This is a genomic window from Enhygromyxa salina, assembly GCF_002994635.1.
Taxonomy (GTDB): domain Bacteria; phylum Myxococcota_A; class Polyangia; order Nannocystales; family Nannocystaceae; genus Plesiocystis; species Plesiocystis salina_B.
In genome coordinates, this window is record NZ_PVNL01000126.1 from 1 (window position 1) to 25594 (window position 25594).

The 25594-nt window shown below is 68.7% G+C and carries 18 protein-coding genes; 11 read left to right on the forward strand and 7 right to left on the reverse strand.

The window, feature by feature from the left end; translation table 11 throughout:
- The coding region (locus tag ENSA7_RS33215) for a tRNA lysidine(34) synthetase (RefSeq protein WP_280524055.1) at positions 1–736 on the forward strand (736 nt) is incomplete at its 5' end.
- A 171-nt stretch (positions 737–907) separates the two neighbouring features.
- Positions 908–2848: an ATP-dependent zinc metalloprotease FtsH gene (gene ftsH, locus ENSA7_RS33220; RefSeq protein ID WP_106093455.1), complete on the forward strand. Its 1941-nt coding sequence runs from the start codon at positions 908–910 to the stop codon at positions 2846–2848.
- A gap of 50 nt (positions 2849–2898) precedes the next feature.
- On the opposite strand, the gene ENSA7_RS33225 is transcribed toward ftsH, so the two are convergent.
- Together ENSA7_RS33225 and ENSA7_RS33230 are read right to left on the reverse strand one after the other, a co-directional pair.
- On the reverse strand, positions 2899–3471 hold the full coding sequence (locus tag ENSA7_RS33225) for a TlpA family protein disulfide reductase (protein WP_181234351.1): 573 nt from the start codon (positions 3469–3471) through the stop codon (positions 2899–2901).
- Positions 3472–3560: 89 nt separating this feature from the next.
- A complete protein-coding gene (locus ENSA7_RS33230) occupies positions 3561–4118 on the reverse strand; it encodes a sigma-70 family RNA polymerase sigma factor (RefSeq protein WP_106093438.1) in 558 nt (185 codons plus the stop codon).
- Positions 4119–4314: 196 nt separating this feature from the next.
- On the opposite strand from ENSA7_RS33230, the gene ENSA7_RS33235 reads away from it, so the two are divergent.
- Positions 4315–6273 (forward strand): HEAT repeat domain-containing protein, encoded by a 1959-nt coding sequence (locus tag ENSA7_RS33235; protein WP_106093439.1) that lies wholly within the window; start codon positions 4315–4317, stop codon positions 6271–6273.
- 19 nt (positions 6274–6292) lie between these two features.
- On the opposite strand, the gene ENSA7_RS33240 is transcribed toward ENSA7_RS33235, so the two are convergent.
- Both ENSA7_RS33240 and ENSA7_RS33245 read right to left on the reverse strand, forming a co-directional pair.
- The gene (locus tag ENSA7_RS33240; RefSeq protein WP_106093440.1) at positions 6293–8161 is read right to left on the reverse strand and encodes a hypothetical protein; all 1869 of its coding nucleotides are present in this window, start codon (positions 8159–8161) and stop codon (positions 6293–6295) included.
- Positions 8162–8247: 86 nt separating this feature from the next.
- Positions 8248–9582, reverse strand: coding sequence for a HEAT repeat domain-containing protein (locus ENSA7_RS33245; RefSeq protein ID WP_181234352.1), 1335 nt, complete (start codon positions 9580–9582; stop codon positions 8248–8250).
- Positions 9583–9760: 178 nt separating this feature from the next.
- On the opposite strand from ENSA7_RS33245, the gene ENSA7_RS33250 reads away from it, so the two are divergent.
- From ENSA7_RS33250 to ENSA7_RS33280, 7 genes are all read left to right on the forward strand, one after another.
- Complete coding sequence (locus ENSA7_RS33250; RefSeq protein ID WP_106093441.1) at positions 9761–11353, forward strand: VanW family protein; 1593 nt, start codon at positions 9761–9763, stop codon at positions 11351–11353.
- Positions 11354–11578: 225 nt separating this feature from the next.
- Complete coding sequence (locus ENSA7_RS33255; RefSeq protein WP_181234353.1) at positions 11579–12349, forward strand: SPOR domain-containing protein; 771 nt, start codon at positions 11579–11581, stop codon at positions 12347–12349.
- A 115-nt stretch (positions 12350–12464) separates the two neighbouring features.
- Positions 12465–15224 carry a DNA mismatch repair protein MutS gene (gene mutS, locus ENSA7_RS33260; RefSeq protein ID WP_106093443.1) on the forward strand — a complete coding sequence of 920 codons (2760 nt, stop codon included), beginning with the start codon at positions 12465–12467 and terminating at the stop codon, positions 15222–15224.
- Between the two features lie 161 nt (positions 15225–15385).
- Positions 15386–16150: a hypothetical protein gene (locus tag ENSA7_RS33265; protein WP_106093444.1), complete on the forward strand. Its 765-nt coding sequence runs from the start codon at positions 15386–15388 to the stop codon at positions 16148–16150.
- A gap of 123 nt (positions 16151–16273) precedes the next feature.
- On the forward strand, positions 16274–18154 hold the full coding sequence (locus ENSA7_RS33270) for a hypothetical protein (protein WP_146158425.1): 1881 nt from the start codon (positions 16274–16276) through the stop codon (positions 18152–18154).
- Between the two features lie 7 nt (positions 18155–18161).
- Complete coding sequence (locus ENSA7_RS33275; protein ID WP_106093446.1) at positions 18162–18662, forward strand: EVE domain-containing protein; 501 nt, start codon at positions 18162–18164, stop codon at positions 18660–18662.
- Positions 18663–18691: 29 nt separating this feature from the next.
- Positions 18692–19714, forward strand: a complete 1023-nt coding sequence (locus tag ENSA7_RS33280) for a hypothetical protein (protein ID WP_146158426.1) — start codon at positions 18692–18694, stop codon at positions 19712–19714.
- A 219-nt stretch (positions 19715–19933) separates the two neighbouring features.
- Here ENSA7_RS33280 and ENSA7_RS33285 read toward each other — a convergent pair whose 3' ends face one another.
- The 3 genes from ENSA7_RS33285 to ENSA7_RS44480 form a co-directional block, all read right to left on the reverse strand.
- Positions 19934–20260, reverse strand: coding sequence for a hypothetical protein (locus tag ENSA7_RS33285; RefSeq protein ID WP_146158427.1), 327 nt, complete (start codon positions 20258–20260; stop codon positions 19934–19936).
- Positions 20261–20291: 31 nt separating this feature from the next.
- Positions 20292–22694 carry a penicillin-binding protein 1A gene (locus ENSA7_RS33290; RefSeq protein WP_181234354.1) on the reverse strand — a complete coding sequence of 801 codons (2403 nt, stop codon included), beginning with the start codon at positions 22692–22694 and terminating at the stop codon, positions 20292–20294.
- A gap of 82 nt (positions 22695–22776) precedes the next feature.
- Positions 22777–24045: a hypothetical protein gene (locus ENSA7_RS44480; protein WP_181234355.1), complete on the reverse strand. Its 1269-nt coding sequence runs from the start codon at positions 24043–24045 to the stop codon at positions 22777–22779.
- A gap of 595 nt (positions 24046–24640) precedes the next feature.
- Here ENSA7_RS44480 and ENSA7_RS33295 point away from each other — a divergent pair.
- Positions 24641–25537, forward strand: a complete 897-nt coding sequence (locus ENSA7_RS33295; protein WP_244923997.1) for a ribulose phosphate epimerase — start codon at positions 24641–24643, stop codon at positions 25535–25537.
- Positions 25538–25594 lie beyond the last annotated feature (57 nt).

Genomic DNA, 25594 nt, shown 5'->3' on the forward strand with positions numbered 1-25594 from the left:
GGGGCTGGCTGCGCGGGCTCGCGCGGCCCGCCGGGAGGTGCTGCTGCGGCAGGCGGAGGCTTGCGGGGCGGACGCGATCGTGTTGGGTCACACCGCGACGGACCAGGCAGAGACGATGCTGATGCATGTGACTCGGGGCGCGGGGCTCGATGGGCTCGCGGCCATGGCTACGCACGAGCCGCCGTGGCTGCGTCCGTTGTTGGGGCTCAGTCGGGGGCAGACGGGTCGGCTGTGCGAGCAACTTGGGCTGCGCTTCGTCGATGATCCGACCAACGCGGACACCGACGCGCTGCGGGTGTGGTTGCGCGAGCTGGTGCTGCCGCGACTGCGCGAGCAAAATCCCCGGGTCGAGTTCGCGCTGCTCGGGCTCGCGCGTCAGGCGGGGGACGCCGAGGATGCGCTGCTCGAGTGGGCGAACGCCGAGGTCGAGCGGCGCCGGGTTGGCGGGGGGTGGGAGCTCAGCCAGTTTCACGTGCTGCCGCGGGCGGTGAGGACGCGCGTGCTTCGGCGTGTGTGTGAGCTGTGTGGGGTCGATCTCAGCACCGTGCACCTGCGCGTGATCGAGGCGATGGACGAGGCGGCGGTGGCCGTGTCTCGGTCGCGGGCAGGGGGGCCGGGGACCCCAAATCCGGCGCCCCGAGGCTGGGACCTGCGCCCCGGCTGTCGGGTGGAGATCGGGAAAACAGGCGTTCACGCCCGCCAGCGCGGGACGAAACGGGGAACCGCGAACCATTGACCCCTCCGGGGCCGAGGGCTATCCTGGCCTGAACGGTCAGTCGGACGGTTCACGCCGCGCCAGGCCGTCATTTCCGCAGCTTCGGAGGCCTCCGGCAGGTCTGGGCTCTAGTGCGCTATGACGCACCTGCGGACCGTGAGCCCCCGCGACGGACACTCGGAAGCAACCGACGTGAAGCAGCAGACCAAGACCCTCCTCGTTTGGCTCGGCCTGATCGTGGCCGTGCTGTTGTTGGCCAACCTGTTCAACAACAGCAACAAGGCCAACCCGATCACCTACACGGAGTTTCGGGAGCAGGTCGAGGCCGACGAGCTCAACTCCGCGAAGACCTCGACCTCGGTCGAGCTCGAGGTCCACCCCAGCCACGTCAACATCACCTACGAGCGCGACGACGCCGAGGTCAAGGTCGTGGCGCCGGCCACCGACGAGCTCTACACGCTGCTCGAGTCCCACGGGGTTCAGTACAAGGTCGAGCCGGAAGACGACGGGGTGTTCTTCCAGATCGCCATGATGTGGCTGCCGGTCCTGCTGATCGTCGCCGTGATGATCATGTTCATGCGCCAGATGCAAGCTGGCGGCGGCAAGGCGATGAGCTTTGGCAAGTCCAAGGCCCGCCTGCTCAACGAGCACCAGCAAAAGGTCACGTTCAAGGACGTCGCCGGGATCGAAGAAGCCCGCGAGGAGGTCGAAGAGATCATCGACTTCCTGCGCGACACCCGAAAGTACATGCGGGTCGGCGGTCGGATCCCCAAGGGCGTGCTGTTGATGGGCCCGCCCGGGACCGGCAAGACCCTGCTCGCGCGGGCGATCGCAGGCGAGGCCGGGGTCGCGTTCTTCTCGATCTCGGGCTCGGACTTCGTCGAGATGTTCGTCGGCGTCGGGGCCAGCCGGGTCCGCGACCTGTTCGAGCAGGGCAAGAAGAACGCGCCGTGCATCATCTTCATCGACGAGATCGACGCGGTCGGTCGCCACCGCGGCGCCGGGCTCGGCGGCGGTCACGATGAGCGCGAGCAGACCCTCAACCAGCTGCTCGTCGAGATGGACGGCTTCGAGGGCAACGACGGGGTGATCCTGGTCGCGGCGACCAACCGACCCGACGTCCTGGATCCGGCGCTGCTGCGACCCGGTCGGTTCGATCGTCGGATCGTCGTGGGGCTGCCGGATGTCCGCGGCCGCGAGGCGATCCTCTCGGTCCACACCCGCAAGGTCCCGCTCGGTGACGACGTCGAGCTCAACTCGATCGCCCGCGGCACCCCGGGCTTCTCGGGCGCTGACCTCGAGAACCTCGTCAACGAGGCCGCGCTGTTCGCCGCTCGCTGCAACCGCGACCGGGTGCTGCACGGCGACTTCGACCACGCCCGCGACAAGGTCATGATGGGCGCCGAGCGCAAGAGCGCCTACGTCTCGCACGCGGAGCGGAAGATCACCGCCTGGCACGAGGCCGGTCACACCCTGGTCGCGGCGCTGCTGCCCAGCGGCACCGTCGATCCGATCCACAAGGTCACGATCATCCCGCGTGGCCGCGCGCTCGGGGTCACCCACTTCCTGCCCGAGCAAGACAAGCTCTCCTACGATCAGAACAACGCCGCGGGGATCATCGCGGTCAGCCTTGGCGGTCGGATCGCGGAAGAGATCGAGTTCGAGGGGCTCAAGAGCACCGGGGCCGGCAACGACCTGTCCAAGTCGTCCGAGATCGCCCGCAAGATGGTCTGTGAGTGGGGCATGAGCGATCGGCTTGGCCCGATCACCTTCGGCCGCGAGGACTCCGAGCCGTTCCTCGGCCGCGACATCCAGCGCCCGCAGAACTACTCCGAGGCGACCGCCCGAGCGATCGACGACGAGGTCCACCGGATCGTCACGGATCAGTACAAGCGGGCCCGCAAGCTGCTCGAGGACAACTACGCGGCGCTCGCCCGGATCGCCAACGCCCTGATCGAGCGCGAGGTCCTCGACGCCGCCGAGGTCGCGGATCTGATCGCCGACCGCCAGCTCGGTCCGTTCGAGAAGCGCCGGCCCTTGACCTCACGGGTCGAGGACAGCCGCGAGGCCGCTGGTGAGTCCCGGGTCGAGCCTCCGCGCGCGACCGGGTTTCCAGTGCCCGATCCTGGTTGAGCGCTGGGTTGCCCGGCTGGGATCCAGTCGAGCCCCGGCTGGGCGCCCGCTCACTCGGCCAAGACGGTCTCGAGCACGGCCCCGAGCTCGGGGTCGTTCTTGGTGATCTCGCCCTCGCGCTTCCAGCGAACGTTGCCCTGGCGATCGATCAAGAACGAGGTCGGGTACCCGCGGAGCTTCAGCGCGACCTGGGACTTGCTCTCGAAGTCGAGCCAGATCGGGAACGGCAGGGCGTGGTGGATGACCATGGTCCGGACCGCCGCGAGCTTGCTGCGGACGTCGGTGTTGAGGCCGATGACCGTGAAGCCCTTGTGCTTCAGGCTCTCGTGCATGCGCGCGAGCTCGGGCAGCTCGCGCACGCACGGGTCGCACCAGGTCGCCCACACGTTGAGCAGCACGACCTGGCCCTTCAGATCGGCGAGGCTGACGTCGTCGCCGTCGAGGTTCTTGGTCGCAAACTCGGGAGCGGGCGTGTGCTCGGCGGCCTCGTCCTCGCTCGATCGTGTCTTGCAGCCGAACCCGAGCACCAAGCTCGAGGCCAACGCGAGCGCGCTGAGGCGTGATCGCGATCGCGGTCGGGCGAGCGAGTGGCTCGAGGACTCCGTGCTTCGCTCGATCGTCACCGCGCGAACCGATCTACCTCGCTCCCGGTCCACCGTCCACCGCACACCGCCGCGCGCGGGGCCGGCCAGGTCGCCAACGAGCGTCGACATCAGGCGGCCATGCCCAGCCCATAGTTGGTCGCGTAGTCGCTCAGCTGCTCGCGGAGCAGCTTGCGGGCCCGATGCAGCCGGCTCATCACGGTGCCGAGCGGGCAGCCGATCTCGTCGGCGGCTTCCTTGTAGGCGAGGCCGCGAACGTCGACGAGCTCGACGACTTCGCGGTACTGGGGCGGGAGCTCGGCGAGGGCCTCGAGCACCTCGTCCGAGAAGTGGTTGCTGTGCCAGCTGCCCTCGGGGGCCGCGGCCTCGTCGAGGCGGTTGGGGTCGTAGAGGTGGGTCAGGATGTCGGGGCGAACCGCGGTGGTGTCGACGACCCGCTGATGACGGTGGCGCGAGATGAAGGTGTTGACCAGGATCCGCGAGAGCCAGGCCCCGACGCTGCCGGACTGCTCGAACCGGTGCCAGTTGGCCCACGCCTTGCTCAGCGCTTCCTGTACGAGATCTTGGGACTCGCTCGGCTGGTGCGTCAGCCGCATGCCGATCCGAAACAGGCGGGGGAGGTGGGGATTGGTCAGGGCGACGAACTCGTTACAGGTGGCGACGGTCATGCAGCACAGATATGCATGTCGGCGGCCACTCTATAAAACCGATTGATATCAAATAGTTATGTGTTGGCAGGGAGGCCGTGGCGGGGCTTCGCTACGTAAAGTCGCAAGCACATATGATTTTCATGACGTTTGCGTTGGCGGGCCCTGAGGCCTTCGTTGCCCGCGAACCATCCAGTACGCTGAGGCGCAGCTATCCATGAAAGCTCGACTCCCCGCGCTGATCATCGCCACGCTGCCTGCGCTGGCCTCCGAGGCCGCCGCCGCCGACGTCCCCGATGGGCGCTACCCGGTGTGGCCCACGGAGATCGATCGCATCGCGCAGCCGCTGCGGGACCCGACGATCATGAGCGAGAGCGCCAGGATCGCGGCGCTCGAGGAGCTCGATGCGTACGCCTCGGAGGTCATCTTGCCGGACCTCGAGCTCGCGCTCACCGATCCCTCGCCCGAGGTTCGCAAGATCGCGCTGCAGCTGTGCGCGTCGCGGCACTTGCTCGCGTGCGTCGATGAGGCCGAGCAGATGTGGGAGACGGGCGAGGGCAGCGTGCGGCTGCTGGCGCTTCAGCTGCTGAGCCAAGATCCGACCCCGGCCCATCTCGACCTCGTGTACGAGGCGATGCGGGATCCCAACGATCTGATCCGCGAACAAGCGATCATGTTGTTGGTCGACGCGCCGCTCGGGCCCGAGCGAGCCGTGGAGGCGCGGCGAGAGCTCGTCGCCCAGCTCGGAGACATCTCGGCCCGGGTCCGTCGCACCGCGGCGCGCAGCCTCGGCCGCATGGGACCGGGGGAGGGCGCGCTGGCGCTGGTGCGGCTGCTCGATGACATTGACGCCGACGTCGCGACGGCCGCGGCTGTCAGCCTCGGGCAGATGGCCGACGCACGCACGGCCCCGGCGCTGCGTCGCACCCTCGACAACCCGGCGAACCCGGTGTTTGGATCTGCAGCCGTCACCGCGCTCGCGCGCCTGCCAGGTCGAGAGATCGATCTTCAGCTGCTCGATCTGCTCGACGCGCCGCCGCGAAACATCAGGCGTCCCGATGTCGCCAAGGCGATCGGTGGCCGACCCGATCCCGATCCCGAGCTGATCGCGGGGCTCGTCGATCGCATGCGGGACCCGGAGCTGCGCGAGCCCTCGACCCAGGCGCTGCTGTGGTTGGGTGATCGAGCCGTCGCGCAGCTCGCTTCGGCGACCGAGCGCGGGCTCGAGCCCGACATCGCCCTGGAGGTTCAGCGCCTGCTCGCGGCCCGCAGGCTCGAGCCAACCCCGCGCGTGGCGACCAGCGGTGACAGCCCCGTCGTCGAGTCGACGCCGCTCGAGCTGCCCGCGATCGACGATCGCAAGGCATGGTTCGATCGGCTCGGCGATCCCGAGGCCGAGCTGATCGGCGCGGCGCTGGCCGAGGCCGCGCCCGCGTGGATGGGCGGCGCGCTGGCGTGGCAGCTGGACCGGGCCGCGAGCGCCGAGCAAGTCCGGCCCTGGCTCATGGCCCTGGCCCTGGCCCCCGAGCCGATCCTCGACGATCCCGCCCACGCCGTGATCTGGGGGCGGGTCGCCGGCTGGGCCCACGATCGCAGCAACAGCGGCGACTCGCGCTGTCTGGCCACGCTGGGGCTCGGCCGCGCCGAGGGGACCCGCCACGCGGAGCCCGCTCGCGTGGAGCTGCGCCAGCTCGCGGCGGCCCACCACGCCGACGTGCGCGCTTGCGCTGCGCTTGCGCTCGCGCGGTTTGGCGAGGACCCGCTGCTCGAGGCGCTGCTCGCTGATCCGTCCCCGCGGGTCCGGGCTGCGACCGCGCTTTCGCTGCGGATCATTCGCCGGCCCGCGGCGGTGGTTCGAGCCCGCCTGTCACTGCAGGCCGATCGAGACTCGGAGATGCGCGCTCGAACCAGCGCAGCGCTCAGCCTGCAGTCGCGCGATCCCGAGGCCCGCTTCGTGCTGGTGCGCGCGCGCCCGAGCAGCGCGAGCGGCTGGGCTGGCAGCGATCTGTGGGAGCGGTTTGTGTTCGGCGAGGTCGAGGTCGACGTGCCGATGTTCGGGTCCGGCCGCGGCTGGGCGATCGTGCCGCTGCCTGGAGCCGTGCCCGCGGTCGTCGACACGGGCGCGGTGCTGCTCCCGATCAACGACTACGCGCCGCACGACTACTATCACATGTGAATGGGCCCACGGCTGGGCGTCAGCGAAGCGCGAGCAACACCGCCGCCGCGACCAGCCCGACCGCGAGCAGCCCGATCACGGTCCACAGCGCGCCGCGGCGGCTCTCGGGCTCAGCCAGCACGACGGGCGAGATCGCGGCCACGCGCGGGGCGCTGGCCTCTTCGGCGCGGGCGCGGGCCTCGAACAGCGGACGCAGACCGGGAAGATCCACGGCCAGGGCCTGCCCGCCCGAGCTCTGGACCTCGATCGAGTCGACGCTGCGCAGCTTGCCCATCGGGATCAGCCGCTCGAGCTGGGCCAGATCGTAGGGACCGTGCCGCTTGCCGTGCCGCAGAATGACGAAGTCGGCGGGGCCTCGGCTCAGCGGCGCCATCATGCTGCCGTCGGGCGCCGGCATCATGATCGAGACCGAGTGCGACTTCTTGAAGATCGACGACTGATGCGGCCCGGGGGCGACGATGACGGGCGTCGGCGGTGGTGCTGCCGGCGGCGCGCTGGCACCGAACGACTGAGCGCGGTCGTCGGCGCGGGCTGATCGGCCGTTGTCGTAGCTCGGCAGCGCCATGGCTTCGGCGGTGCTCGGGCTGACACCCTGCGGTGGCGGTGGCGCAGGCATCGGGAAATTGCGACCGAAGGCCGGCGGTGCGACGGGCGGAGGCGCCGGGCTCGGCTGCCCAACCGGCTGCCCAACCGCCTGCCCAGCCGCCTGCCATGACGCGGAGCTCTGCCGCGGGATCGATGGCGGGATCGGTGGCGGGATCGGGGCCGGCGCGCTGGGCGGGGCCGGATGACTCCACGCGCCCGACCCTCCCTGGCCGGGAGCTCCCTGCAGCGATTGATGGTGCCAGGCCCCCGAGCCCGGGGTTGGCGCGCCGACGTTCCACGCGCCCGACCCGTGGTTCGGCCCGGCATCCTCGGCGGCCCACGGTGGCGGGGCCGGCGGGGGCGGGCGCCAGGCGTGAGCGCGAACCGCAGGGTAGCGCGGGTCGGCGTGGTCACCGTGGTGAACCGGCTCGAGCACCGCCGAGGGCTCCGTGGGATCTTCGCCGAGCCCAACCGCCGCCTGCAGGCGACGAGAGAACATCAAGATGTCCTGGGGTCGATCTTCGGGATCGGGCCGACTCGCGACCTCCAAAATTCGCTGCAGCTTGGGCGGCAGGCCGAAGCGATCCAGCAGCATGTCGGGCTCGAGCGGCTGCCCGGTGAGGATCTCCAGGACCAGCGCTGCACACCCGAGCACGTCGGTCTCGACCCGCGGCTCGTGGGGAGGCGCGGACATCTCGGGGCCGGCCTGCGGCAGGTACCCGGCCTCGGCGAAGCGATCGAAGCCCGGCGCGAACGGCAGCAGCGAACCCTCGCCGGTACCCGACAGCAGCGCCTGCGGCATCCCGCCGGTCGGGTACATGAACACGTTGTCAGCGGTGACGTAGCCGTGGGGAAATTTCTCGTGGAGCAGCGCGAGCGCCTCGCAGATCTGCACGGTGATCGCCACGGCGTTGAGGGGGTCGAGCGTGTGCCCGGCCTGCCAGACTTCGTGCAGCCACTGGCGAAGGGTCGGGCAGCCGGGATCGGGGCGCACGATGAACAGGGTCTCGAAGCCCTCTTCACCGAGTGGCAGCCGCACGCAGCCGTAGGTCGGCAGCAAGTTGGGGTGGCTGACGTCGCCGGCCTGCACGACCCGGTAGCTCAGCAGGTCGTGCAGCTCTCGCTGCATGGTGACGTCTGGCACCAGCGTGGTGAGCAGCAACAAGCTCTTGCCCTGCCGCGCACGGAAGCGCTGGCCATGGGGGACCTCTCCTAGATCCTCGAGCACGACGATCGGCGTCCCCGGCTGTTCGCCAGGGATCCGCAGGTCTTCAGGATCGATGATGGCGCCCGGGGCGAGCACGCGGCGCCATCATATGCCAGTTCCGGACCCCACGCGATTCTGGTGATTCTCGATCACCCCACCGCGCGAGAATCGAAGCCGGACCCTCACGTCCGGTCGTCGCGTTGCGTGCGAATTCCGCTGAGCAGTGACTGCGCGGACTCACGCGTGATCACGGGGGTGCCCGGGGCAGCGATCACGGCTTCGAGCCACGGCTCGACTTCGGCGCGGATATGCGGGGTCGTCGCGCGCATGGCCCCGAGCGCCTGCATGGTCTTCATCCCGAACCGCTCGGTCGGGAGCAGCAGATCTTCCCGATCGTTCTCGCCATCTGGACAGGCGTACACGGTGACGCGCTCACACACGAACTCGCGCTGGTCCGCGCTCAGGCCATCGTAGGCGTGCATGAGCGCGAGGTTGGAGCGCTCGTCAGCGAGCACCCCGAGCGAGTGCACGATCGCGCACTTGGTCGCGAGCGGGGCTGCGGGCAGTCGCTGCTCGAGCAGGTCGGCGGCCTCGCGGCCCTTGCCGCTGTCGCGCTGTTGCGACAGCGCCCAGGCGGCCAGCCGCTGGATGGTCTCGTCGGGGTGGTAGAGCGCGCGGTCGAGGACCGGCAGCGACTCGCCGACCTGCAGATAGCCCAGACCCCAGATCAAGCGGACGTCGATCGCCTCGCCGCTGTCGAGCTGGGCCGCGAGCTCGGCCTGGACCTCGTCGGCGATCGCCTGGTGTTGGAGCCGGGCGAGGGCGATGAGGGCCTCGTGCCGGACCTGCGGCGCGCCGTTGCGAACCCGCTCGATCAGCGCGGGGACGCGGTTGATGTTCATGACTTCGTTTTGCTTGTGGCGGCCGATCGCCCACGCCGCCCAGGCCTCGACCTCGGGGTCACCATCGAGCAGCGCTTCCTCGAGAATAGGTAGTACTTCCGGGCGGATACGCTGCGAAAGTTGAAGGATTGCTTGCTGCTGTTCGGCGGGGGTGGAGGCGCTGCTTCGGAGCACGTGGGCGTGCTCGCCGACGTCCTTCCACCAGTTGTCGAACCCGCGGTTGACCAGGTTGAACACGCCATACGTCACCGCTGCGCAGACGATCACGACGACCGGAAAGCTGATCGATCCGCGCTGCAGCGAGGCCGCCATCTCGTCGACGTCATCCTTCTTGCCGGCGAACCGGCCGGTCTTGCCCTGGAGGCTGCGGCGGAACGAGCCCTTGAACACCAGCTCGTCGAGCCACATCGCGTCGGCGACGCCCGCGAGCAGCATCGCCCCATAGTAGAAGAGGAACAGGACGTCGGGGTTGCCACCGCCAGCGCGCAGGGTCGCGGACACGTAGAAGGCCGCGAACAGTCCGATGAGGTTCGTCGAGACGACCGCCAGCCACAGCATCACGCCTGTGCGTCGGGGGTCGTTTCGGCCATATGCTCGGGGTGCCTTCGCGGCCATGGCGTGATTCATACCGCGGCCTGACCACGAGCGGCGGCATCGGTTCCAGATCGTCGCAAACCGAGTACAGGGGGCTGTTCGCGGCCGACGCCGTCCGCGAGCGGACAACCCCGGGGTCGACCCGTCGAGATCTTGGATTTTTTGGTGTTCGCGGTCGGGTTGCCTAGGTTGCGAAGCGGTGACCGCACAAGCCGCCCTACGCATCACCGGTGCCGTGGCCAAGGTCGCGGGGCCGGCTCGCGCCTCGCAGGCCCGGGGGCGGACCGGCGCGCGTCGGAGCCAGCGTCCGGTCAGCGAGCCGGAGCCCGAGCTGACGCCCCAACCACAGCGCCGTCGCGGATGGTGGGGGGTGCTGGCGGGCGCGGAGTCGATCGCGATGCTGGCCGCCGGGGCGGCGACGGCCGCCGTGCTGGCGGGCGCGTGGGAGACCAGCCAGGCGCGCGACCGAGCCGTGCCGGGGCTGATGCTCGCGGGCGAAGACGTCGGCGGGCTCGACCGCGAGCACATCGATGAAATCGCGACGGCGGCGGGCGAGCGATCGCTGGATCGCAGCCTGAGCCTGGCCGCGGGCTCGGTCACGACCACGACGACCGCGCGGGCCCTGGGCGCGGTCCCCGATCCCGCGGCGGTCGTGGATCAAGCGCTGGACTATGGGCACAGCGGCGATCTGATCGCGGATCTCCGCGCGCGCGCCCGGGCCCGCGCGGGCCGGGCCGATCTGCGGATCGGCATGCGCTTCGACGCCCGCGAGGCGCTCGCCGAGCTGCTCGAGCTCGCGCCAGCGGTCGACACGATGTCGGTGCCGACGCGCCTGGATCTCGAGGCTCGCAAGGTGCTGCCCGCGGCGCGGGGCACCGCGCTGCTGCCCTACGACTCGCTGTCGAGCGTGGCGATCGGCCTGGCGTCGGGGCTCGATCGGATCGAGCTCGCCGTCGCTCACAAACCGCCGGTCGCCGATCCGCTCGCGGCCCAGCTCGCGGACCAGGGCCTCGACAGTCTCGACGTCGGGGTCGTGCTCGGGACCTTCTCCACGCCCTACTCGATGGAGGCGAGCTCGGCCGACCGCACCTTCAATTTGAAGGTCGGCGCGGCGGCGCTCGACGGCCACGTGCTGATGCCGGGCGAGCGCTTCTCGTTCAACGAGGTCGTGGGTGAGCGCAGCGCCGAGAACGGCTACCGGTGGGCGCCCGGGATCTCCGGCGGGCAGATCGTCGACTCGGTCGGCGGTGGGATCTGTCAGGTTGCGAGCACGATGTTTGGCGCGGGCTTCTTCGCTGGCCTCGAGATCGTCAATGCCCGGCCGCACAGTCGGCCGAGCGGCTACGTCGACATGGGCCTCGACGCGACCGTCGTGTGGGACACCGTCGACCTGGTGTTGCGCAACCCCTTCGAGTTCCCGGTGGTCATTCACATGACCGTCAGCCAGGGCCAGGTCCGCGGCGAGATCCTGGGTCCGCAGCGGACCCACCAGGTCGCGTTCGAGCGCTCGCTGGTCGAGTCGATGCCGTACGAGACGGTCTATCGCAGCGATCCGCGCCTGCGCACGGGCGCCGAAGTGGTGGCGCAGCGAGGCATGCGTGGCTTCAAGATCGAGCGGGTTCGCAAGCTCTACCGCGGCGGCACCGTCGACAGCGAGCAGAGCTGGGAGCTCGTGTATCCGGCGACGCGGGAGATCATTCGGATCGGGACGGATCCGAGCGGCGAGGTGCCGGAGCAGACCAGCCAGCCGCCGCTGCGTGATCCCGCCGCGTCGATGCGAATCATGCAGTGACGATCCGTCGGTGCTGTGCCGAGATCGTCCACGCCGTGACGCGAGTGGGTGTGACGCGAGTGGTCGCTCGCTCGCTCGCTCGTTCATTCATTGGTCGTCGAGAGCGCCGATCTCCATCGCGGGGGTCGCTGGGTTTCGCCGGTTTTTCGTGCTCGGTCCCGAAATGTCATAGGCCGATAGGTGATCGCTAGGAGCCGCGGGCTCCACGAAATGAGGAACGACGACATGCGTGAAATGCACAAGTGGAAGGACAAGGTCGAGCTGTCGCTCGACAATCGCCAGATCTTCTTCCTGTTCTTTGGTCTGTCCGTGATCGGATGCTTCGTGTTCGCGCTCGGGATCATGACGGGGCGTCGGATCCAGTGGGAGCCGGGGCAGGAGGTCGCGGCGGTCGGTGGGCAGGACTCGCTCGCGCTGCTCGAGGGCGAGGCGCCCGAGGATGAGCACTTCGCGTTTCAGCGCGGGCTGTCCGAGTCGGACGCCGAGGCGATCCCCCCGACCCGCGATCCCGCGGTGCCCCCGCGCGATGAGGGCGAGGTCCGGGCCGAGCGAGCCGAGGCCGCTGATCAGGCCGCCAATCAGGCCGCCAGTCAGGCCGCCAACCACGCCAACGCGGTCGCCGACGCAGCCTCGGCCCGCGCCGAGCAGCGTGCGGCCGAGAATGACGAGGTCGACGCCAAGATCGCCGAGCAACAGCAGGCGCTCGCGCACGCGACCCCAGCCGCGGCCCAGGCCAAGCCCGCGAGCAGCGAGGCCGACGGTACCCGCCGGTTTACCCTGCAAATGAAGGCTTTCTCGCGCCAAGAGGACGCCGACAAGCTGGCCGCGACGCTCCGCCACAACGGGCACGACGTGCGCATCGAGAGCCATGACGTGCGCGGCCGGAGCTGGCACCGGGTCCGGCTCGGGACCTTCGACACCTGGGACGAGGCGCTCGCGGCCAAGCAGACCTTCGAGAAGGCTGAGAAGGTCATCGCCTACGTCGTCAGCTTGTAGCTGCCCGCTCGCGGCTGATCATTTGTGAGCCAACGGGCCCTGCGGGGTCCGTTGGCTTTTAAGCTACAACGCGGACGCCGTGCCGGCCCCACACAACAGCGCCGATAGTCCGGTGATGCGGCAGTTCCTCGCGATCAAGGGCCGCTACGCCGACGCGATCGTGATGTTCCGAATGGGGGACTTCTACGAGATGTTCTTCGAGGACGCGGTGACCGTGGGTCCGGTGCTCGACATCGTGGTCACCAGTCGCGACAAGAACGCCGAAGATCCCGTGCCGATGGCGGGGGTTCCGTACCACGCGATCGGTGGGTACCTGCGGACCCTGGTCGAGCGTGGCTTCAAGGTCGCGATCGTCGAGCAGATGGAGTCGCCCGAGGAGGCGCGCAAGCGCAAGGGGCCCAACATCGTCCGGCGCGAGGTGGTCCGCGTGGTCACGCCGGGCGCGCTGCTCGACGAGGAGCACCTGCGCGGCGGTGAGCCCAACTACTTGGTCTCGCTGATCCCCGGCCCGCGCGGCGCTGGCTTGCTCGACGACGACAGCCCGCCGCCCGCGGCCAAAGCCGAGAAGACCAAGCGCGCGGGCCAGAAGCCCGCGGAGCCGCTCGCGGTCGCGCTGGCGGCCCTCGACATCTCGTCGAGCGAGTTCGTGGTCATGGGGTGTCGGCGGCTCGACGATCTTCGGTCCGAGCTGGCGCGCCTGAGCCCCCGCGAGATCTTGGCGCCGCCGTCCGTGCATGCGTGGTTGCGGGCCGAGCTCGGGCCCGACTGTCCGCCGTTGGCCACCCGCGAGTCGCTCGATGGCGCCGTCGATCCGCGCCGCCTGATCGCGCGGGTCCGGCACCTCTATGAAGAAGGGGGGACCGGGCTGGCGCTGCATGATCTCGAGGCCGACGCCGCCGCGACGGCGCTGTCCTACGCCGAAGCCACGCAGCCCGGTCACACCTTGCTGCTGCATCGGCTGCGGCGCCACGAGCCCAGCCGCCACCTGATCCTCGACGAGACCTCGCTGCGCAACCTCGAGATCTACCGCACCGCCCGCGATGGCCAGCGCCGCGGCTCGCTGGTGTGGGCCTGCGATCGAACCCAGACCTCGATGGGGGCGCGGCTGCTGCGGGCGTGGATCGGCGCGCCGCTGCTGGACATCGCGGCGATCAACGCCCGCCAGCAGGGGATCGCCGCGCTGCTCGGCGAGTCGCGGCTGCGGGCCGAGCTGCAGTCGCGGCTCAAGGACGTGCGCGACGTGGTCCGGCTGGCCGCGCGCGCGCGGCTGGGAACGATCAGCCCGCGCGAGCTCGGGGCCCTGCGCGCGAGCCTGCAGGCGGTCCCGAGCCTGGCCACGCTGCTCGCGGAGCTCGGCTCGCGTCGCACCGACAAGCTGCTGCCCGCGATCTTGGATCTCGGCGACGATCGCTTGGCCGACGTGTGCGCGCAGCTCGAGGCCACGCTCGTCGATGATCCGCCGTCGGTGGTGCGCGACGGCGGGATGATCCGATCGAGCGCCGATCCAGTGCTGGCCGAGCAGCGAGAGCTGGCCGCCGGAGGCCGCGACGCGCTCGCGGCGATCGAGGCCCGCGAGCGCGAGTCGACCGGGATCACCAGCCTCAAGGTCAAGCACAACAACGTGTTCGGCTACTTCCTCGAGGTCCCGCGGGCCCACGTCAAGAAGGTCCCGAGCGGCTGGGTCCGCAAGCAGACCCTGGTTAACGCCGAGCGCTACGTCACCGAGGAGCTCGCCGGGCTCGAGGCCAAGGTGCTCGGGGCCCAGAGCATCGCGCTCGAGCGCGAGCTCGAGCTGTTCACCGCGCTGCGGAAATTCGTCAGCGACGCGGGCGAGCGGCTGGTGACCCTCGGCGATGCGCTCGCGTCTCTGGACGTGCTGGCTGGGTTCGCCGAGGTCGCCGAGGCCCACGACTACGTCCGCCCCGAGCTGGTCGTGGGGCCGGAGCTGGACATCTGCGAAGGGCGGCACCCGGTCGTCGAGCGGATGCTGGGCGCCGGTCGCTTCGTGCCCAACGACACCCAGCTGGTCGCGGGGGCCCAAGCCGAGGTCCCCACGGACGGCGCGGACGGGCGCGCGCGGCTGTGGGTGATCACGGGGCCCAACATGGGCGGCAAGAGCACGGTCATGCGGCAGGTCGCGCTGATCACGATCCTCGCGCACGTCGGCAGCTACGTGCCGGCCAAGCGCGCCCGGATCGGGCTCGTCGATCGCGTGTTCACCCGGGTCGGCGCCGCCGACGATCTCGGCCGCGGCGACAGCACCTTCATGGTCGAGATGCGCGAGACGGCGCAGATCGTGGCCCAGGCGAGCCCTCGCTCGCTGGTCCTGCTCGACGAGATCGGCCGGGGCACGGCCACCTTCGACGGGCTCGCGCTCGCGTGGGCGATCACCGAGCACCTTCACGATCAGGTCGGGTGCCGCGCCATGTTTGCGACCCACTACCACGAGCTGTGCGGCCTCGAGGCTCGGCTCGCGGGGGTCCGCAACGTCCACGTCGCGGTCCACGAGCACCGCGGCGAGATCGTGTTTCTGCACCGGGTGGAGCCGGGCCCAGCCGGCCGCAGCTACGGCATTCAAGTGGGTCGCCTGGCGGGCCTGCCCGCTCGGCTGTTGCGCCGAGCTCAGCGGATCCTCGATCGGCTCGAGGCGCAAGAGCGCGCTGCCCCGAGTGCCCAGCTGGATCTCTTCGCTCCACGTGCGCCGCACGAGAGTGAGCCAGATCGTCATGGCGCCGCGGTGGCAAGTGAACCGCGCTCGCTGGCGGCCGCCGATGTGCTCGCCGAGATCGAGGACTGCGACCCAGATCGGCTCACGCCGCGGGATGCCCACGCGCTGCTGTATCGCCTGTGTGATCGCATGCACACGCCCGAGTGACGCAGGGGCCCATGATTACTGGGCGCAAAAAAAGTGATCACTCGCGCAGCGGCCGTGAAAGCTCGTCCGCAACGCCGAGCGTCGCGGGCAGGTGACAAAAAAACATCGCTGACCCATCCGATAGGCGTGATAGATTGCCGCCGCGACCCGGAGAGAGACAAATGCGAAAGTTCCCCTTGATTACGACCATGTTCGTTGGACTCGCGCTGAGCATCAGCATCGCCGCCTGCGATGGCGGTGACGACGGAAGCGAGATGGCCGCGGACACGAGCTCTGGCGATGGCGACGGTGATCCCGGCGATGGCGATCCCGGTGATGGCGACGGCGATCCGACTGGGGGCGAGTGCTTCCCGCAGCCGCCGATCTGCGAGCAGTTTGTCCGCTGCATCGCCGCTGTGGTCCCTGGTCAGGCCGAGCTGGTCGAGGCGCAGTACGGCGCCGAGGGGTCGTGCTGGTGTGGTACCAGCGAGGAAGCCCAGAAGTGTTACGAGACCTGCGGCGCAGAGGTCGAGAAGGCCAAGCTCTCCAGCCCCACGGAGAGCCAGTGTCACGACGAGGTCTGCCCGATCGAGGAGCTCAATCCCGACGAGCCCTACGGACCGATCGAGGGCGGCAACTGCTCGGACTACATCGGTCCGCAGGGCAACCCGATCGCCCAGACCCCGTTCGACGGTCCGCTCGGTATCTCGGGTGGGTTCTGCTCGCCAGCCTGTTCCGGGCTCGCGGACTACTGCCCGGGTCACAAGCAGACCTCGGCCCAGGGCACCTGCTACCTCGTCGGCCCCAACGACAACTTCTGTGTCGCGCGCTGCTACGTGAACTCCGAGTTCCTCGGTGGGCACCAGTGTCAGTGCGGTGCGAAGTGCCAGCCGCAGGGCAGCCCGGACGGCGAAGGCCAGATGCGCGGTCTGTGCACCTTCGAGTAGTTCACGCCAGCCCCTGACTCGCGCAAGCGAGCCGGCGCCGACCCCACCGAGCGCACATGAGCTCGGGGGGCCGGCGTTGTCACGTGTTGGGTGAGGCGGCGAGACGTAATAGAATCGGCGCACGTGTCTGGTGTCCGCACACGCTCGTTCGCCGCGGCCTTGCTGCTCGGGATCGCGGGGTGTGGTCTCGAGCCGCAGCCCGAGCCCGATCCCGAGCCGATCCCGGTCACGGATCTGAGCCCGGGAATCGTGCTCCGAGGCGGTGACTACGCGGACTTCGACGATCACCTGGTCGAGCTGCTGGTCCACGAGGGCCACGTCTACGTGGCCAACAGCACCCTGGGCGTGGCCGCGATGCGGCTCGACGACGACGGCGGGGTGACGCTGACCGATCCGGGCTCGCTGCCGTCGACGCTGCGGCGCTGCACGTCGGTGGCTGTCCACGCCAAGTCGGACACGCTCTATTGTGGATCCGATGCCCCCATGGGGGCGACCGGTCCGGTCGTCGAGGTCTACGACATCTCGACGCCGGGCACGGTGACCTGGCGCGGCGCGTTTGCCCTGGAAAAACCGGCGATTCGAGATCTGGAGGTCGTCGGTGATCAGCTGCTGATCCAGCAGTTCGACGACGGGATCTGGACCGCCCAGATCGGCGCGGGCGGGCTGCTGTCGCAGCTGAGCGACACGGGGATCGTCGGCAACGCGCGGGTCAGCGTGGCCGTGAACGGCGAAGTGGTGACCCTGTTTGCGGATCCAGCCGGGCCGGGGGCGCAGCTGCGACTGTTCGATCCGTCGACCTGGACCGAGCTCGATCGACTCGCGCTCGCTGGGCCCCCGCTGGGCCTGAGCGCCGACGCCGAGGCTGGATCCCGGGTCGCGGTGGGCCTCGGCTCGGGCGGGATGGCCGTGGTCGGGGTCCGTGATCACGCGCTCACGCTCGAGCGCACGCTCGCGCCACCCGCGGTCGTCACCACGGGCTTGCTCGCGGGCGACATCGCGGTCGCGGTGACGCTGAGCGGGGTGTTCGCGTGGGATCTCGCGGCCGAGCAGTCGAGCTCCGATGACTCGCCGCGCCTGTTCGGGTTTGGCCCGGCGGCGATGCTGGGCCACGAGCGGGCGGGCAACATGCTGCATGGGGTCCTGCACGAGGGCGAGGTGCTGACCTCGGACTGGCTGTGGGTCGAGCGCTGGGCCCTCGATCCCGCCGGCGAGGTGCTCGAGCTCGACGTGCCGCGCGGGATCTACGTTCAGCCCGAGGGCCCGGTCCGCTGGCGGATGCGCAACCCTGGCCCGATCGCGCTGCGGGCCGAGCTGTGGTTCGATCGGCGCCCTGTGTGGGTCGGCGAGCTCGGGCCCTGGGCGGTCATCGACGTCGACGTCCCGGTCGAGCTGCGCGCGCGGATCCTCGCGGCCGACGAGCCCAACACCCGGCTGAGCGTGCGCGTCTATGACCCGAAGGTGCCCAGCGTGGGGGAGCCCGTGTCCAGCACCGTGCTGGTCATCGCCCAGCGCGAGGTCGACGATCCGATGCCACCCGCGACCGGCGACGTGTTCCCGACCCTGACCCTGGCCGACGTCGAGCACGAGATCTACACGCTGCCCACGCCAGCGGGCAGCCAGACCATCTGGTTTTGGCCCGACTGCGCGCTGATGTGGCCGCAGCTCGAAGACCTGGCCTGGCTCGGCCGCGAGGGCCGGGACCTCGGACGCGGCGAGCCGATCATGCTCGGCTCGTTCGACCCCGCGCAGGACGGCTTCGCGACCCGCTGGGCGCTCGACGGCGCAACCTTTGGTCTGTGGGGCGTGGCCGCGCCCGAGCTCGGCGACGCCAACGACTTCATCGACGAAGAGGACATCTACATGCCCTTCTTCATCCCCACGATGCCGGGCGACGCGATGCCAACGGACTACGTGATCGACTCGCAGGGCGTGATCCGGTCGATCGAGCGCATGTACCGGGGCCCCTGGACCCTCGTCGTCCCGTGGCCCTGGGATCAGGACTGACCGCGACATGAGCAAAGCCCGCCGCAAGCGACAATACTGGCTGATGAAGTCCGAGCCGGACGTGTACTCGATCGACGATCTCGAGCGCGCCGGGCAAGGGGAGTGGGAAGGGGTCCGCAACTACCAGGCTCGCAACATGATGCGAGACGAGATGGCGATCGGCGATCTCGTGCTGTTCTACCACTCCAACGCGAAGCCACCGGGTGTCGCGGGGGTGGCCCGGATCGCGGCCGAGGCGTACCCCGATCACCACGCCTTCGACCCCGACTCGAACTACTACGATCCCAAGAGCGATCCCGACAACCCGCGGTGGGTGATGGTCGACGTCGCCTTCGTCGAGAAGCTGCCCGAGTTCGTCAGCCTCGAGACCCTCAAGGACGAGGCCAGCGGCCCGCTCGAAGGGATGCTCGTGGTCCGTCGCGGGCAGCGGCTGTCAATTCAACCCGTCGACAAAGCTCACTTCGTTCGGGTCTTGCAACTGGGCAAGGCGAAGACCCGGGTCCGCTGAGTGTGGTACCTTCCGCCCCGGAGCCAGGCATGAAGCGTTCGATCTGTGCAACTCTCGTCCTCTTGGTAGGTGTCAGCGTTCAAACCGGCTGCGAGCGCGGCGGAAGCACGCAGGCGCCCGATGTCGGCAACGAGGAGACGCTCGTGGGCTCCCGCGAGTCCTACGACACCGAGGACGAGGAGGCCTCGCTCAACGAGAGCTACGGCGCCCGTCCCGAGCTTCCCGCCGCCAAGAAGCCCGTCGAGAAGTGCACCGGAAAGGGCAAGACCCGCGAGTGCACCATGGTCGATCCCCAGCCCGAGGTCACCGCGGCCCGGGGTGCGCGGGCGATCATCGGTCGGTTCCGCTGGGGCATGGACATCAAGACGGTCATGGCCCAGCTCGAGAAGGACATCGAGGACGAGTACGCCGAGCTGCAGGCCAAGACCAAAGACCCGATGGAGCAGGACAAGAACCGCGAGTGGAAGCGCGAGGCGATCGGTGAGATCGCCAAGAACCACGTGCGCTTCGAGGCCGCCGCCCACCATCGCTGGGGCGTCTCGCTGATCGGTCACGAGTTCAAGGACAACGAGAACGAAGAGATGATCTGGATCAAGTCTCCAACCCTGAAGAAGTTCTACTTCTTCAAGGACGGTGACCTCTACAAGATCGTCTACGCCTACGGCACCCAGGCCTGGGCGGGCCTCACCTACCAGGAGATCCTCGACCAGAAGTTCAAGACCTGGTTCGGTCCCAGCCCCGAGGCCAAGGCCGAGTTCGACGAAGAGACCCAGATCAAGCTGATCGACTACGTGCAGTGGAACACCTCCGACGGCGACCGCGTCCGCGCGTTCGACATGACCGCCGTCCACGGCGCGTTCGTGGTCTCGATCGTCCAGGGCGAGTCCGAGGATCAGTACGGCCCCCGCCTGCCAACCGGCCTCGAGAGCGGCGAATTCACCGACGACGTCTCCGACGTGCTCGGCGGCAGCGACATCTGCTACGACGCCGAGGGCAACATGATCGAAGACCCCGAGAAGTGCAAAAAGATCCGCGGCGACCTGGACATCTAGGCTGTTTTCAGCTCGGGCGAGACTCCTCGCCCGCTTGCAGGCGGCATTCCTAGACCGGTCCACCGAGGGCAGCGAACTCGAGAACCCAAGTTGACGCGGGCGCACATACGCCCGCGTTCATCGTTAATTCGATCGCACTCGGTGCGCCTCGAACACGGTTCCGTGTTCATTCGCGGTGGCCGAGGTGCCCCCCCGCGTACGGCTCTACGCTGCCCAGCTCTACCGCTGCCCAGCCCGTTCCAGCAGCGCCGCCCCCAGCGTGATCGCCACGACCGCCAAGATCCCCAGCATCAGCGCCGCCCAAGTCCCCACGCCAGGGGCCAACAGCTCGAGGGTCAACAGCGCCGCAAAGGTGCACAGACCCACGCCAATCGCGATCATCCCCCGAAACCGAAGCTCGGAAGCCGGCAGCAGCTCGAACCGCCGATACCAGAGGTAGCGACGCAGCTGGCTCTGGGCGATCTCGGTGTCGAACGCGAGCGCGCTCCCGATCAGCACCACGAACACCAGCGCCAAGACGATGAGCGCGCTCGTACTGTCGGCCAAGATTCCAAGCATGATGATCAGGGGAGAGCGGTCAGGGCAGGGGGGCGGGCGTGTCCGCGTGGCGGAGGTCCCGTCGATAGTAAATGTTTGCCTGTGGCATGCCAGCGACGGGCGGCCCGCCGTGGGTCGCGTCGACGACGACCTGGCCGATCCCCTCGGGCGTGGACGGGGGAATCCGGTCGTGCGTGCGCCCCTCCACGACGATCTTCATGAATTCGGTCCACATCGGGATCGCCGTCGTGTAGCTCGCGTCCTCGTCGCCGAGTGAGCGCTCGTTGCGATCGTCGAAGCCCATCCACGCCGCGGTGGCGTGCTGCGAGGTGTAGCCGACGAACCATGTGTCGGTGGTCAGATCATCCCACCGTCCGTCGCGCTTGTAGCGACCCGAGGCCGTGCCGCTCTTGCCGGCCGAGGGCGCGCCGATCGTGGTCGCGCGCGTCGAGGTTCCCGAGGTCACGACCTCGCGCAGGAGCCTGCTGATCAAGAAATTCGTGCGCGTGTCGAGCAGCTGCTTGGGTGGATCGCCGGCGAGCGCGGCCATTCGATCGATGCGATCCCCGATCCCGATCGCGCCGTCGATCGGGTGGCGCTGATCGATCCGCAGCTGCCCGTGCTTGTCGATCACCCGTCGCAGGTACACGGGGGGCCGCGGGCTCCCGCCCCGGGCGAACACCGCGAAGCCAGCCGTCAGCTCGTCGATGCGCACGCACGAGGTCCCGAGCGAGAGGCCCTTGTCGGCGATCAGCTCCGTCGTGAACCCGAGCTTGCGAGCGAAGTCGATCACGTCCTGGATCCCGACCGCCAAGAACAGCCGGATCGAGGGGGTGTTGAGCGACTTGATCAGGGCCGTGCGCAGCAGGACCTTGCCGTCGAGGGTCTTGTCGATGTTGCGCGGGCTCCATTCTTCACCGGGCTCGGGCTCCCACGGCTTGGCCTCGAGCACGTCGTCGGCCTGCCAGCCCTCGTCGAGCGCGAGCGCGAAGTAGAAGGCCTTGAACACCGAGCCGGGTGAGCGGCAGGCCTGGGTCGCGCGATCGTACTGCGAGCGATCGTAGTCGACGCCCGCGGTCATGGCCTCGACGTAGCCACGCTGGTGGTCGTACGCGAACAGCGTGCCCTCGACCGCCGGGATCTGACCGAGCTCGACGATCGGCCGGTCGGACTCGTCGCCGCGCTGGGGCAGCCCGTCCGCGTCGAGGTGCGCGCGGACCCAGATCACGTCGCCGACCTCCAGGGCCTGACCGAGACCGGAGATCGTGCGGTCGTTCTCGCCGCTCGAGCGATCGTAGGGCGCGGCCCAGTGGGCCAGCCGCAGCGGCAGCTCGGCCTCGATCGCGCCGAGGTCGACGATCGCGAGGTGGCGATCGACGTCGGTGACCAGCCCGAGCAGCCAGCGATTGGGCTGCGCGAGCGGCTGATCGCCGTACTCGCTGTACTCGCGGATCATGCGCTCGTGCAGGCGCGCGCGCGCGTTGTCCTTGCTCAGGTGGGCGGCCGGTCCCCGCCAGCCGTGGCGACGATCGAGCTTGCGCGCGGCCGCGTCGACGGTCTGATCGGCGGCGGCCTGCAGCGTCAGGTTGGCGCCGGTCTCGATCACCAAGCCGTCGCTGAGCACGGCCTCGTCGCCGAGCTGCTCGCCGACCAGCTGGCGGACGTGCTCGGCGTAAAACGGCGCGCGCCAACGAAACGGGTCGCGCAGCTCGGCCAGCACGATCGGCTCTGCGGTCGCCTGGTTGGCCTCGTCGGCGTCGAGGTAGCCAGCCTCGACCATGTCGGACAGGACCTCGTTGCGCCGCCGCAGCGCCAGCTCGGGGCTGCTGACGGGGGACCAGCGGCTGGGCGCCTGCGCCAACCCGGCGATCAGGGCCGACTCGGCCAAGGTCAGCTCGTCGAGCTGCTTGTCGAAGTAGCGACTCGCCGCCGCGCGCACGCCGTAGGCCCCGTGACCCAGGAAGATCTTGTTCAGATAGATCTCGAGGATCGGCGGCTTGCCCAGCCGCGACTCCATGCGGACCGACAAGATCGCCTCTCGAACCTTGCGCTCGAGCGTGCGCTCTTGATCCTCGAGGAAGCTCTTGGCGACCTGCTGGGTGATCGTCGAGCCGCCCTGGACGATCGTGCCCGAGCTGATGTTGGCCTTGGTCGCGCGGGCGAGCCCGCGAAAGTCGAGGCCGCCGTGCGCGTAGAATCGCCGGTCTTCGGCCGACAAGAACGCGGCGATCAGCGGCGCGGGGATGTCCTCGAGTGGCGCGTAGGATCGGTGCTCGCGGGCGAGCTCCGCGAGCAAGGTGCCGTCCGCGGCATAGATCCGGGTGACGCCGGGTGCTCGCTCGCGATAGTCCGAGACCGAGTCGAGCTGCGGCAGGTCGGCCGCGAAGTAGCGGTAGGCCGCCCGGCCGATCAGCCCCAGCGCGGGCAGCGTCAGCAACAGCAACACCACCAAATACCGAAAGAGCCAGCCAAACAGGCCAGCTCTCGCGGGGTTGGTGACCCAAACCCGGGCAGAAACGGTTGCGTCAGTCGCCACTGATGACGGGGTTCTCGGTGTAGTTCCCGATGCCGGCCAGCGCGTCGTCTTTGAGCTTGACCATGGCGTCCATGGTGTCCTTGAGCTTGCCCATGCGGATGTCGAAGTACGACTTCGCGTTCGCGTCGGGGTTGGCACCGATCGCGTAGCTGTACATCTGGCCCATGGGGGCGAGGAACATGCCTTGCGGGACGAACTGGACGTCGCCGCCGATCTCGGTGCGGACCATGAAGGCCCGGGCCGAGAGGATGGCGTCGCCCTCACACTTCTCGAGCGTGCTGGGGTCGAAGCCCTCGGGCAGCTCTTCGGGGATCTCGCCGCAGATCGCCGAGACGTACTCGGCGAGGATCGACCCCTGCGGGCCGGCGATGACCACGAAGGCTGACGGACCCTTGGCGCGCCCGGAGAGGATCGCCTCGTTGGCGCCGATCCAGCCCTTGAGGATGCCGACGTCGAGCTGCAGGTTGTTGTTGGCCTCCGCGAGCGTGAAGATCGACTTGATCACGTCGGGGTGCATCGAGGCCATCTGCCAGCCAAACAGGTCGGCCAGCTCCGCGTAGGTGGGCTCGAGCTCGGACAGCGCCGCGACGGCCTTCTCGCCCTCTTTGGCCTCGAGGGCGTCTTGCGCCTCCCCGATCTTGAGCGCGATGCGAGACCGCGTCTCTTCGATCTCGGTGACCTTCTTTTGGATGGTCTCGGCCTTCTTCTTGGCCGAGTTCACCCGATCGCGGGAGTCGACGGCGCGGTGGCCCATCCAACCGAGCCCGAGGCCGACGACGACGCCAATCGCACCGGCGAAGATCGCCAACCCGGCGCCGCCGCGGCTCTTGATCTCGCCGACGTCGTCGATGATGCCCGCGTTGGGATCGAAGGCGACCCCGCCGGACATCGGATCGTTGGCGATGTCCCCCCTGGGCTGGGCAGGTGGGGCGTACGGGGCCTGAGCCTGAGCCTGAGCCTGAGCCTGAGGTTGCGGCTGCTGCTGCAGGACCTCGCCGGGGGCTGGGATGTCGACGGGTTTCTTGACCTCGCCGGGGGCCGGAATGTCGGCCGGTTTGTTGACCTGGCCCGGCGCCGGGATATCGGCGGCTGGCCGTTTGACCTCACCAGGTGCCGGTACTTCGGCCCTGACCTCGCCTGGCGACGGTACGTCTGGCGTGCTGGTGACTGGGCCCTCGGGTTCCCCCGCGGCCGCAGCCTTTTTGGCTAGACGCGCCTTCAGTGCGCTGAGGTCCTTACCTTTCTTCGGTGCGCTCAAGACCGGCTCCCTCTGACTATGCTGGTGACGGGCTCGTTTTGAGCCCGTACGACGAGGCGCAGGATAGAGACAAGGCCGTTCGAGTGTCAACGCAAGATAGTCGTCGAGATCGCCGAATATGCAGGGAAAAACCCGATAAGCGCGGATCTCGGCAAGTCGATCCCACCTGGAGGGGACGCGGTGTCAGGCGTGCGACGAAAAATTCGCAATTGACACACGCCCCGATCATGGGGTTTCACTGGCCCCGCAAGACCAAAAGATCTCGGCCTTGCGCACATTAGATCTCAAGTGCGTTTTCCACATACATCTCTGTCTGAAATGTTAGATGATCCACCAGAATTTCTCATGAAGTACGCTGTAAATGCGATTTTTTGTCTAGAAAGTCAGGATTGTCAGAAAAATTTTGTGTTGCGTTCTTGGGTTTCGACATGTAATGGTTTCTCCGACGCGCCAAGCAGAGTGGTTGCGTGTCGCACGCATGATCATCCCAATGGCACGACGTGCCATGATCTAGATCGCGTCACGGGCTAGACCGAAGCTGCGACAGTTCAGCCCCCCCAGATTCACACCCAGAAAGTTTCAGACGAGGGACGACATGAAGAAGACACTTGTGCTTTCCATGATGCTGTGCGGTTCAGTGAGCTTGGTGCTCGCGGGCTGTGCAAAGGACGATGAACCCGGCACGACCAACGCCAATACGGCCGCCAGTGCCAGCGCCGAGAACAACGGCGACGGCGACGGTGACCCCGGTGACGGTGATGGCGACGCCGAGACCGGCACCGACGATGGCGACGAGACCAACCCCAACCTGACCTTCGTGCCGGTGGACACCGACATGGCGTCGGTCTCGGAGTGTGATCCCTTCGCGCAAGACTGCCCCGAAGGCGAGAAGTGCGTGCCGTACGGCAGCACCGGCTCCAACTGGGACGCCAACAAGTGCGTGCCGGTCACGGGCTCGGGCTCGCCTGGCGACCCCTGCATCTCGGGCGGCGTCGTCGAGGGTACGGACGACTGCGACGCGAACAGCCACTGTTGGGACGTCATGGATGTCGACGGTCAGCCGGTCGGCGTGTGCACCGAGTTCTGCACGGGCACGCCTGACGATCCGATCTGTGCGCCGGGCACCTCCTGCCTGATCGCCAACGAGGGGTCCATCACCCTGTGCATCCAGACCTGTGATCCGCTGCTGCAAGATTGTGGTGCCGGGCTCGCGTGCTTCTGGGCCAACAACGGCTTCAACTGCATCTTCACCACGCAGGACATCCCGCTGGGTGAGCCCTGCGGCTTCATCAACGACTGCGTCGCAGGCACTGGCTGCCTGACCGCCGAAGTCCTCCCGGCCTGCAACGGCTCGGCTTGCTGTGGCAGCTTCTGCAGCCTCAGCGACCCCACGTGCCCGCAGATGGGCACCGAGTGCGCGGACTTCTTCGAGATGGGCATGGCCCCTCCCGGCTACGAGGACGTCGGCGTCTGCATCATCCCGGGTGCGTGATCGCCCGCAGCTGAGCCGCTGACTCGCTGGATTCCAGGCCGAGTTCAGGGCTGAGCT